This is a genomic window from Sphingomonas bacterium, assembly GCF_028289855.1.
Classification (GTDB): domain Bacteria; phylum Pseudomonadota; class Alphaproteobacteria; order Sphingomonadales; family Sphingomonadaceae; genus Sphingomonas.
This window is the reverse complement of sequence record NZ_JAQGKZ010000099.1, coordinates 1-10,699: the sequence shown is the minus strand read 5'-3', so window position 1 is coordinate 10,699 and position 10,699 is coordinate 1. Positions and strand designations below refer to the sequence as shown.

The following is a 10,699-nucleotide window of genomic DNA, read 5'->3' as shown; positions in this document are numbered from 1 at the left end:
AAAGACCATCGCCGCGGACGAAACGCCCGAGGGACTCACCGTCACGTGGCGACGGCGCGGCAGCGACTCGCCCGAAATCCTGGTCGCGCAACGGATCATCAACTGCACCGGGCCGCAGGGCGACCTGACGCGCACGACCGAGCCGCTGCTCGCGACGCAGCAAGAACGCGGCGTTGTGCGCGCCGATCCGGCGCGGCTGGGCCTCGATGTCGACGGCTGCGCGCGAACGATCGCGGCCGACGGGGAACCGAACGAGTGGCTTTACGCGCTCGGCCCGATGACGCGGGGCGCGTTCTGGGAAATCGTTGCCGTGCCCGACATCCGCCAGCAGACGTGGAACCTCGCGCGACGACTGTCGAACGCGCAATGGGTGGGGGGCGAGGGGCTCTAAATCTACTGGACATGTTGGATTTCGTCTGACACCGTCAGTGGATGCCCACATACGTGACCGGACGCCGCCGATCCCGGCCTGCTAAGACGACTGCGATAGTGTGACCCTAGTGTGACCTTTCGCCGCTCAAGCCGGCGCGAACTCGCCCGAATCGTCCATCACGTGGAGCACGCCATCTGCAATCGCGAAATACGCGCCGTGGAGCTTGAGCGTTCCCGCCGCCTCGCGTTCGGGAATGCACGGGAAGGTGCGCAGGTTGCGCAAGCTGACTCGCACCGTCTCCAGCTCCAGCGCGCGGATCGCTTCCGGCCCCGTGCCGTATTCGCTGACCACGCGCTCGCGCGCGTCATCGAGCATGTCGACCCAATGATCGATAAACCCGCCGGCACCCGGCGCAGCGCCCTTGAAGCGCTGCGAAAGTGCCGCGGCGACACCGCCGCACGATCCGTGGCCCAGCACGACGACCTCACCGACCTCCAATTGAGTCACCGCGAACTCCAGCGCCGCCGACACGCCGTGCCGCCCCCCACCCAGCTCGAACGGCGGGACGAGGTTGGCGATGTTCCTCACTGCGAAGATTTCGCCGGGCACGGTGTCGAAGATCTGCGCCGGATCGACTCGGCTGTCGGAGCACGCGATCACCATGACGCGCGGGCTCTGCCCCTCGCTCAATTCGGACCAGCGATCGCGGTGCCGGCGATACTCGCTGGTGCGAAAGCGTTGGTAGCCGTGGATCAAATCGTTGAAGTCGGTCATGCTTGGTCTCTGCCAAGGCGCGGAAGGGGTGGCAAGGGCGGCGCGGGATCGCTATCTGCGCCGTCATGAACGAGATTTCGCCCGTCGCTCGCGAGCCGCGCCAGCGCAAGCCCGACTGGATCCGCGTCAAGGCGCCCGGCGGGACCGCGTTCGCCGAGACCAAGGCGCTGATGCGCCGCCTCAACCTCGCCACCGTGTGCGAGGAAGCCGCGTGCCCGAATATTGGCGAGTGCTGGACCAAGAAGCACGCCACGGTGATGATCCTAGGCGACACCTGCACCCGGGCCTGCGCGTTCTGCAACGTCAAGACCGGCATGCCGCGCGCGGTCGATCCGCTTGAGCCGGAGCATGTCGCGGTTGCTGCAGCGGAACTGGGGCTGGAGCATATCGTCGTGACGTCGGTCGATCGTGACGATTTGCCCGATGGCGGCGCGAGCCAGTTCGTCAAGGTGATCGAGGCGCTGCGCCGCAACACGCCCAACACGACGATCGAGATACTGACCCCCGATTTCCGCAACAAGGCGCAGGCTGCGGTCGAATCGATCGTCGCCGCGCGGCCCGACGTCTACAACCACAATCTCGAGACCGTCCCACGGCTCTACCCGACCATCCGCCCCGGCGCGCGCTATTACGCCTCGCTGCGGCTGCTGGAAAGTGTGAAGAACCACGATCCATCGATCTTCACCAAGTCGGGCGTAATGCTCGGGCTGGGCGAGGAGCGGCTCGAAGTGCACCAAGTGATGGACGACATGCGCTCCGCCGATGTCGATTTCCTGACGATGGGGCAATATCTCCAACCCACCCCACGCCATACCAAGGTGATGGATTTCGTCAGCCCGCAGGCCTTCGACGCCTATGCCGCGATCGCACGCGCCAAGGGCTTCTTGCTGGTCGCGAGTTCGCCGCTGACGCGGTCGAGCTATCACGCGGGCGACGACTTCGCGAAGATGAAGGCGGCCCGGGAGGCCAAGCTTGCCCAGGCACGCTGAGACGCGGCGGCTCCCCTATACGCCGGAGCAGATGTTCGACCTGGTGGCCGATGTCGGCCGCTATGCCGAATTCCTGCCCTGGGTGTCCGCGGTCCGCATCCGCGCGAACAGCTCGACCGAAATGGTCGCGGACCTGATCGTCGGGTTCAAAGGGTTGCGCGAAACGTTCACCTCGAAGGTCCGCAAGGTGCGGGCAGCGAGCATCCACGTCGATTATCTCGACGGACCGCTTAAATACCTGACCAATGATTGGGCGTTCCGGCCCGCGCCGGGCGGGTGCGATGTCGAGTTTACGGTCGATTTCGCGTTCAAGAACCGGGTGTTCGAGATGCTTGCCGGTCAAGTGTTCGGCCAGGCGCTGCGCAAGATGATCGGTGCGTTCGAGGAGCGTGCCGCCGCGCTTTATTCGCCGTCCGATTCGCGTGGCATCAGCAGTTCGAGTGCGCACAAAGCCGCCTGAAGCCGCACCCCGCCGCGGCCAAGATCGCCGAAATCCTTGCGATCGGCGACAACGTCACCCGGATCGGCATCGCGCTCCGCGCGAGCGAACACCACCGTCCCGACCGGTTTCTTCTCGGTGCCCCCGGCCGGCCCAGCCACACCGGTGATCGCCACCGCGAGATCGGCGTCAGTGGCTTCGAGCGCACCCTGCGCCATGCTCCACGCGGTTGCAATCGACACCGCGCCGAACGTGTCGAGCACGTCATGGCTCACCTTGAGCAGCGCGTGCTTCGACTCGTTGGAATAGGTGACCAGTCCGCCGAGCAGTACTTCCGACGATCCCGGAATCTCAGTGATCGCCGCCGCCACCAGTCCGCCGGTGCAGCTTTCGGCCAGCGCAAACTTGCGCCCGAGCTTGCGGTTCGCATTGACCACCCGCCGTGCGGCATCGACCAGTTCGGCGGGAAGGACGGTGTCGATGGTCACGTGAACGCCCTATACCCTAATCGTTACGACCGCTTGCGCGGCGATCCCTTCGCCGCGACCGGTGAAGCCGAGCCGCTCGGTCGTCGTCGCCTTGACGCTAATTTGGCCGCGCGCAAGCCCCAACAGCGCGGCGATACGCGCGCGGATCGGCTCACGCCACGGGCCGATCTTCGGCGCTTCGCAGATGATCGTGAGGTCGACGAAATCGATTATGCCGCCCTGCGCTGCAACCAGCGAGGCGGCATGCTGGAGAAACTGCCCCGATTCGGCGCCGCGCCATTGCGGATCGCTCGGCGGAAAATGCGTCCCGATATCGCCCGACGCGATCGTGCCGAGCACCGCGTCGGTGATGGCATGAAGCGCGACGTCAGCGTCGCTATGTCCCGATAGTCCCCGGTCATGCGGAATCAGCACGCCGCCGAGCCATAATTCTTCCCCCTCTACGAGGCGGTGGACGTCATATCCCGTTGCGGCGCGTACGCGCATGCTCGCTCCCAATCGTGCTTCGGCGAGCACCAAGTCGCCGGGATAGGTGATCTTTTCGAGCATGGGATCGCCGGCAACCATCGTCACTTCATGCCCCGCACGTCGCATGATCTGTGCGTCATCAGTCGTTTCTTCGCCTTCGGGCCATGATCGGTGTGCGGCAAGGATAGCGGCGAAGTCGAATGCCTGCGGCGTCTGCACGCGGACCAGCGTCGAGCGATCGACCGTGTCGCCCAACGCTTCGCCCTTAGCGGCAAGCGTGTCGGCGATTGGCAGGATAGGAACCGCGCCCGTCGACCGATCCAGCGCCGCCAGTAGTCGATCGATTACTGGCACAGGCACTACAGGTCGCGCGGCGTCGTGGATCAGCACGCGAGCTGCTGCGCCGATTGCTTGAAGCCCATTACGCACCGACTCCCGCCGCGTTGCACCGCCGACCACGGCTTCGCCTTCCACCGATTGTCCGTCGGCGATGACGGTCACGATCCGATCGATCGCCGGATGCGCCGCGAAGGCTCGCCGCGCATGCTCGACCAGCGGGAGGCTATGGAGCAACTGGAATTGTTTGGGCACGTCACCGCCCGCGCGCTCGCCTTTGCCGGCGGCGACGATCAGCGCAACGGTGTCGGACGAACTCATGTCGCGCGCCTAGCGAACCCGCGCCAACCTTGCCAGCGGCAAGCGCCTCGTGTAGGCGCTGCCTAAATTTTAGGCACATGAGCAAACTCGCCCCCATCCAAGTCGGTCCCGTCCGGATCGAGACCCCCGTAATCCTCGCGCCGATGACCGGCGTGAGCGATTTGCCGTTCCGTCGCCTCGTGCGGCGCTTCGGCTCGGGGCTCAATGTGACCGAGATGATCGCCAGTCAGGCCGCGATCCGCGAGACACGCCAGTCGATCCAGAAGGCGATGTGGGACGCGATCGAAGAGCCCGTGTCGATGCAGCTGGTGGGCTGCACGCCCTACGAAATGGGCGAGGCTGCCAAGCTGGCCGAGGATAAGGGCGCCGCGATCGTCGACATCAACATGGGCTGCCCGGTACGCAAGGTGACCAACGGCGATGCCGGGTCGGCGCTGATGCGCGACCTCAAGCTCGCCGCGGCGATCGTTCATGCCTGCGTGAAGGCGGTCAAGGTGCCCGTCACGCTCAAGATGCGGATGGGCTGGGATCTCGACAGCCTCAATGCCCCCGAACTCGCGCGGATCGCGCAGGATATCGGCTGTCAAATGGTCACCGTCCACGGCCGCACGCGCAACCAGATGTACAAGGGCGAGGCCGACTGGGCGTTCGTCCGGTCGGTCAAGGACGCGGTGACTATTCCTGTGATCGTCAACGGCGACATCTGCTCGCCCGAGGACGCTGACCGCGCGCTCGGACAGTCGGGCGCCGACGGCGTAATGATCGGCCGCGGATCGTACGGCCGGCCTTGGTTGCTCAACCAGGTGATGGCGCACCTGTCGTCGGGCCGGACGATCGACGATCCGACAATTGGTGAGCAATATGACGTAATCGCAGGGCATTACGACGAAATGCTCGCGCATTACGGTAATGAAGTCGGCGTCAACATGATGCGCAAGCATATCGGGTGGTACACCAAGGGCCTCGATGGTTCGGCGGCGTTCCGCAACGTCGTCAATCAGGAACCGAACCCCGACCGCGTCAAGGCCATGCTGGCCGAATTCTATGCACCCTGGCGACACCGCGCCGCCGCGTGAGGCGCGCGACGCGCCAAGTTTCGCGGAGCTGTTCGCGGGGCTTCCGATCGCCATCCTGGTGATTGATCCCGCAGGATGCGTCGCCAACGCCAATGGCGAGTGCGAACTGCTGCTCAATCTTTCGGAGCGTGCGATGCACGGGCATCCGTTGGCGAACGTGCTCACATCGCCGCCTGGAACGGGGGATGATCAGGGCCGCGCCATGTCGGCGTTCGATTTCGACATCGGCACCGAACGCACCGGGAAGCTCCGGGTGGACTATTACGAAACCGCCATCGCCGACCGTCCCGGCTGGCGCGTGATCGCTCTGCATCCGTCGGGTGGATCGCGCAGGGTCGGGCAATCGGCTGAGCGAAGCGGCACACGCGCGGCGATTGGGGCCGCGGCGATGCTCGCGCACGAGATTAAAAATCCGCTCTCGGGCATCCGCGGCGCGGCGCAATTGCTTGCCGGCGAGGGAGCAGGGGATGAGTTGACCTCGCTGATCACCACCGAAGTCGATCGAATCGCCGCGTTGATCGACCGAATGCAGGATTTCACCGATCAGCGCCCGCTTCGCCCCGCACCGGCCAATATCTATCCGTTGATCGACCATGCGCGCCGCGTCGCGCAGACCGGTTTCGCGCGCGATATCAGTATCGAGGAGAGCTTCGATCCCTCATTGCCGCCGGTGATGGTCGATGGCGACGCGTTGCTCCAGATTCTCATCAATCTGTTGAAAAACGCCGCCGAAGCGCTCGATGACGTCAAGGCGCCGCGCATTCTGCTCAGCACCGCCTATCGGCACGGTCTGGCGGTCGATGCTGGCCCTGGCCAACCGCGGCGGCGCCTACCGATTGAGCTGTGCGTAATCGACAACGGGGCCGGCGCACCCGCCGACATCACCGACCATTTGTTCAACCCGTTCGTGTCGGGAAAGCCAGAGGGACAGGGACTTGGGCTGGCGCTGGTCGACAAGCTGGTCCGCGATATGGGGGGCGTCGTGCAATATGCGCGCGAAGGGGTTCCCGAGATGACCATATTCCGCATTTTGCTGGCGCGGGGCGAATGACCCGAGTGGGTAACATCCTCGTCCTCGATGACGATGCCGCGATCCGCACGGTCGTGGCGCACGCGCTGCGCCGCGCCGGACACCAAGTCACGACGACCGCGAGCCTCGCCGAATTCAACCGTGAACTTCGCGCGAACACGCCCGATGTAGTGGTCAGCGATGTCGTGCTGCCCGACGGCAACGGGCTCGACATGGTCGTCGGGCTGGCCGAGGCATATCCGCAGCTACCGGTGATCGTGCTGTCGGCGCAGAACACGCTGACCACCGCAGTGCGCGCGACCGAAGTGGGTGCGTACGACTACCTCCCCAAGCCGTTCGACCTGAATGACCTGACGCGCGCGATCGACGGCGCGCTGGCGCGACGGGGCGCCGGCGAGGCCGACCCGGTCGATGCCGACGACACCGACCTGCCGCTGATCGGGCGTTCGCCAGCGATGCAAGACGTCTATCGCGTCATCGCGCGAGTGATTTCGAACGACCTGACCGTGCTGATATCTGGCGAGTCGGGGACCGGGAAGGAACTGGTCGCGCGCGCAATTCACGACCTGGGTCCGCGTCGAGATGCACCGTTCCTGGCAATCAACATGGCGGCGATCCCGCGCGAGCTGATCGAGGCCGAATTGTTCGGACACGAGCGCGGCGCGTTCACCGGTGCGCAGGCGCGTAGTGCGGGGCGCTTCGAGCAGGCGGCCGGCGGTACCCTGTTTCTCGATGAAATTGGCGACATGCCGATCGAGGCCCAAACGCGGCTGTTGCGTGTGCTGCAATCGGGCGAGTTCACCACCGTCGGCGGTGCACGGACAATCCAAGCCGATGTGCGTATCGTCGCCGCGACCAACCGCGACTTGAGCGCGCTAGTCCAGTCTGGCCAGTTCCGCGAAGACCTGTTCTATCGCCTCAACGTCGTTCCGGTGCTGCTGCCGGCGCTGCGCGAGCGGCGCCAGGACATCGCGTTGCTGGCCCGCCATTTCCTCGACCGCGCCGCCGAGCATGGCTTGCCGCGCAAACGCCTTGCCGAGGCAGCGATCGTGGCGCTGGAAGGGCACGATTGGCCGGGCAACGTCCGCGAACTCGAAAATATCATGCGTCGGCTGGCCGTGTTGAGCCGCGACGAGGTAATCGGAGCGGTCGAACTGGGTGTCATGCTTGGCGCGCCACTCAGCGTCGCCGCGACCGCTGGCGTCAGCCTGGATGCTGCAGTGCGCGCGCGGATCGAACAGCTGGCGCGCGAAGATCCACGGGGCGTCGATGATGGCACGCTCTATGAACGGATCATCGCCGAGGTCGAGCGCCCGCTGATCGAGGCGATGCTCGTGCGGCACGGTGGCAACCAGTTGCGCGCGGCACGAGCAATGGGGATCAACCGCAACACATTGCGCAAGCGGCTCGATACACTCGCGATAGACGTCGCAGGCGCGTCGGACTGAGGCCGATTAGCGGCGGCTTGACCGCATTATGTGTTTTCTTTGCCACGGAGCCGTTGTATTCCTGCAACGATGAATGGTGAGGCGACCATTGCCGATGACCCGCGTATCCGGGACTCGCACCTAAGGATCAGCCCAGCGATCGAGTTTGGCTTGCTCGCGCTGGCCATCGCCGTTGCCGTCGCCACCTATTTCATTGTTCGCGGCGGGCAAGCGCCCCAACCGTTGCTGACACCGCCGCTTGTAGCGAGCCTGCTTATCGCAAATCTGGCCTGCTGCGGGAGCCTGATCGTCCTTTTCGGTCGCCGCATCGCCAAGCGGCGTGCCGCTCGGTCCGAAGCTGGGGGGCGAGCGCAACTTCACGTGCGGCTGGTTGCGATCTTCTCGATTCTGGCCAGCGTGCCGACCGTCCTGCTGGCCGTCACCGCGTCGGTGCTGTTCCAATATGGCGCCGAATTCTGGTCGACCGGCCGCGTCCGCGACGTGATCGATAACAGCAAAACGTTGGCGGAGGCGTCGTACGAAGAACTGATCAGCTATGTCGACAGAGAGAACGTCGCCATGGCCAACGACGTACACAAGATGATCTTCGAGCTCAAATGGACGGTGGGCAGTCCCGATTTCCACAATACATACGCGCAGGATGTGCTCGGTCGCAGCCTGTCCAACTCCCTGATCTTTTCGGTCGATGCTGATGGTAAAATTGTCTTCCGCGACCGTGTGCTCAATTCGGACTCGTTCGAAGACAAGATACTACCTGAAGACATCAAAAAGATCGTCGCCGGTCTGCCGGTGCGCGGCACCAACAGCAAGCGCACGTATTCGCTGACGCCAATCGTCGGCACCGACATGTTGCTATATTCCACCCGCGAGGGAGGTGCAGCTGAATTGGCGCAGCGTCTGACGCTCGCGAACCGGACATTCGCCGATTACAACAGCCTGCGTGCGCGATCCCGCGCGATCCAGCTTCAGTTCAACGCCGCATTGCTGGCGATATCGCTATTGATCATCGCGATCGCGGTGTGGATTGCGTTGGTCGTGGCCGACCGGTTGGTCCGCCCGGTCAACCAATTGGTCGGAGCGGCGCGGCGGGTTGCCGATGGCGACCTTACCGCGCGCGTACCTAATCCGCGCACTGACGACGAAGTGGGGACGCTCGCCAACGCGTTCAACACGATGACCGGCCGCCTGGAAGCTCAGACCAGTGCACTCGAACGCCGCCGTGCGTTGATCGAGGCCGTGATGTCTGGCGTTAGCGCGGGCGTCATTTCGGTCGCCGGCGACGGTGCGATCCGGCTGATCAATGCGCCGGCGGCGGAATTGCTTCGCATCGATGCCGCCGAGGCGGTTGGCGCGTCGATGACAACGGTCGCCCCCGAACTGGCCGACGCGCTCGCGAGCGCCGCACGCGAGTCGATCGTGGAGCTTACCGCGGGTGGGGAAAAGCGGACGCTCGCGGTGCGAATTACCGCCGATAATGATGGCAGCGTGCTGACCTTCGACGACATTACCCAGCAATTGCTCGACCAGCGCCGCGCAGCATGGTCCGACGTTGCGCGCCGGATCGCGCACGAGATCAAAAATCCGCTGACGCCGATTCAATTGGCGGCCGAGCGGCTTCAGCGCCGCTATGGCAAGACGATCGAGGCTGGGGACACAATCTTCGGCCAACTGACCGACACGATTGTCCGACAGGTCGGCGACTTGCGCCGGATGGTCGACGAATTCTCATCGTTCGCGCGAATGCCCAAACCGGTCTTTCACGACGAGTCACTGATCGATCTTGCGCGACAGTCGCTGTTCCTGCACGAGGTCGCGCATCCGGCGATCCGTTTCTCGCTCGACGCGCCGGATGCCGTGCCGCTCGTGTGCGACCGCCGCCAGATCGGGCAGGCGTTGACCAACATCGTCAAGAACGCGGTCGAGGCGATCGAGGCGCGCGGCGAAGGTCTGGCCGGTGAGGTCATCGTGACACTCAAGCCAGGTGACCGCCAGACGCTCGTGGAAATTGCCGACGACGGTATCGGCCTGCCGCTCGAGCGCGACCGGATCGTCGAGCCGTACATGACTACGCGCGCGCGCGGGACCGGGCTCGGCCTGGCGATCGTCAAGAAGATTATCGAAGAACATTGCGGGACGATCGCCTTCGCCGACCGGCCGGGCGGGGGAACGGTGGTTTCGATCGTCTTCGACACCGCGGCGCTTGATGCGTTGCTCGATGAAAGCCGCGATTCCGCGGACACAAGTCAGGGCGAGGCTGCTCTTGCCATGCTTACCAGAACCGGACCGAAATCATGAGCCTCGACATCCTCGTCGTCGATGACGAACGGGACATCCGCGAACTCGTCGCCGGCGTGCTCCAGGACGAAGGGTACGACACCCGTGCTGCTGCCGACAGCGACGCGGCGCTCGATGCAATATCGGCCCGGCGCCCCAGCCTGGTGCTGCTGGACGTCTGGCTTCAGGGGTCGCGGCTCGACGGCCTCGATCTGCTCGACGAGATCAAGCGACGCGATCCATCGATCCCCGTGCTGGTCATTTCGGGTCACGGCAACATCGACACTGCAGTTGCGGCGATCCGGCGCGGCGCGGTCGATTTTATCGAAAAACCGTTCAACGCCGACCGGCTGTTACTGATGGTGGCGCGGGCAACAGAAACCGAACGGTTGCGGCAGGAGGTCAAGTCGCTGCGCGCCTCGATCGGCCGCGACACCGACCTGACGGGCAATTCGGGCGCGATAAACGGCGTTCGCGCAACGTTGAAACGCGTGGCGGGTACCGGCAGCCGAGTGCTGGTGATGGGTGCGGCCGGCGTAGGCAAGGAAGTCGCCGCGCGCTTGCTGCACAACTGGAGCACACGTGCGCAGGGGCCGTTCATCATTGTCAGCGCCGCCCGCATGACTCCCGAGCGTGTCGAAGAGGAGTTGTTCGGCATCGAGGAGGGCGGCGACCTGGTCCGC

The 10,699-nt window shown here is 64.7% G+C and carries 10 protein-coding genes and 1 pseudogene; 8 read left to right on the top strand and 3 right to left on the bottom strand.

The window, feature by feature from the left end; translation table 11 throughout:
- Window positions 1-391: pseudogene (locus JWM94_RS11390) on the top strand (FAD-dependent oxidoreductase); the annotation flags it as partial.
- A gap of 126 nt (window positions 392-517) precedes the next feature.
- Here JWM94_RS11390 and JWM94_RS11385 read toward each other — a convergent pair.
- Entirely contained in the window at window positions 518-1,147 is a 630-nt protein-coding gene (locus JWM94_RS11385; RefSeq protein ID WP_299426707.1) for a carbonic anhydrase, read from the bottom strand.
- 65 nt (window positions 1,148-1,212) lie between these two features.
- On the opposite strand from JWM94_RS11385, the gene lipA reads away from it, so the two are divergent.
- Together lipA and JWM94_RS11375 are read left to right on the top strand one after the other, a co-directional pair.
- Window positions 1,213-2,136 carry a lipoyl synthase gene (gene lipA, locus JWM94_RS11380; protein ID WP_299426704.1) on the top strand — a complete coding sequence of 308 codons (924 nt, stop codon included), beginning with the start codon at window positions 1,213-1,215 and terminating at the stop codon, window positions 2,134-2,136.
- Complete coding sequence (locus JWM94_RS11375) at window positions 2,120-2,596, top strand: type II toxin-antitoxin system RatA family toxin (RefSeq protein ID WP_299426701.1); 477 nt, start codon at window positions 2,120-2,122, stop codon at window positions 2,594-2,596. Before lipA ends, JWM94_RS11375 begins: the two co-directional genes overlap by 17 nt.
- Here JWM94_RS11375 and JWM94_RS11370 read toward each other — a convergent pair.
- Together JWM94_RS11370 and JWM94_RS11365 are read right to left on the bottom strand one after the other, a co-directional pair.
- Entirely contained in the window at window positions 2,539-3,063 is a 525-nt protein-coding gene (locus JWM94_RS11370) for a CinA family protein (RefSeq protein ID WP_299426698.1), read from the bottom strand. The genes JWM94_RS11375 and JWM94_RS11370 overlap by 58 nt on opposite strands.
- A 9-nt stretch (window positions 3,064-3,072) precedes the next feature.
- Window positions 3,073-4,188 (bottom strand): bifunctional 2-C-methyl-D-erythritol 4-phosphate cytidylyltransferase/2-C-methyl-D-erythritol 2,4-cyclodiphosphate synthase, encoded by a 1,116-nt coding sequence (locus JWM94_RS11365; RefSeq protein WP_299426695.1) that lies wholly within the window; start codon window positions 4,186-4,188, stop codon window positions 3,073-3,075.
- Between the two features lie 77 nt (window positions 4,189-4,265).
- On the opposite strand from JWM94_RS11365, the gene dusB reads away from it, so the two are divergent.
- The 5 genes from dusB to JWM94_RS11340 all read left to right on the top strand — a co-directional run.
- On the top strand, window positions 4,266-5,264 hold the full coding sequence (dusB, locus tag JWM94_RS11360; RefSeq protein WP_299426692.1) for a tRNA dihydrouridine synthase DusB: 999 nt from the start codon (window positions 4,266-4,268) through the stop codon (window positions 5,262-5,264).
- On the top strand, window positions 5,233-6,315 hold the full coding sequence (locus JWM94_RS11355) for an ATP-binding protein (RefSeq protein WP_299426689.1): 1,083 nt from the start codon (window positions 5,233-5,235) through the stop codon (window positions 6,313-6,315). Before dusB ends, JWM94_RS11355 begins: the two co-directional genes overlap by 32 nt.
- Window positions 6,312-7,742 carry a nitrogen regulation protein NR(I) gene (gene ntrC / locus JWM94_RS11350; protein ID WP_299426686.1) on the top strand — a complete coding sequence of 477 codons (1,431 nt, stop codon included), beginning with the start codon at window positions 6,312-6,314 and terminating at the stop codon, window positions 7,740-7,742. Before JWM94_RS11355 ends, ntrC begins: the two co-directional genes overlap by 4 nt.
- A gap of 69 nt (window positions 7,743-7,811) precedes the next feature.
- Window positions 7,812-10,037, top strand: coding sequence for an ATP-binding protein (locus JWM94_RS11345; protein ID WP_299426683.1), 2,226 nt, complete (start codon window positions 7,812-7,814; stop codon window positions 10,035-10,037).
- Window positions 10,034-10,699, top strand: a 666-nt coding sequence (locus tag JWM94_RS11340; protein ID WP_299426680.1) for a response regulator, incomplete at its 3' end; no start/stop codon positions are given. The genes JWM94_RS11345 and JWM94_RS11340, both read left to right, overlap by 4 nt.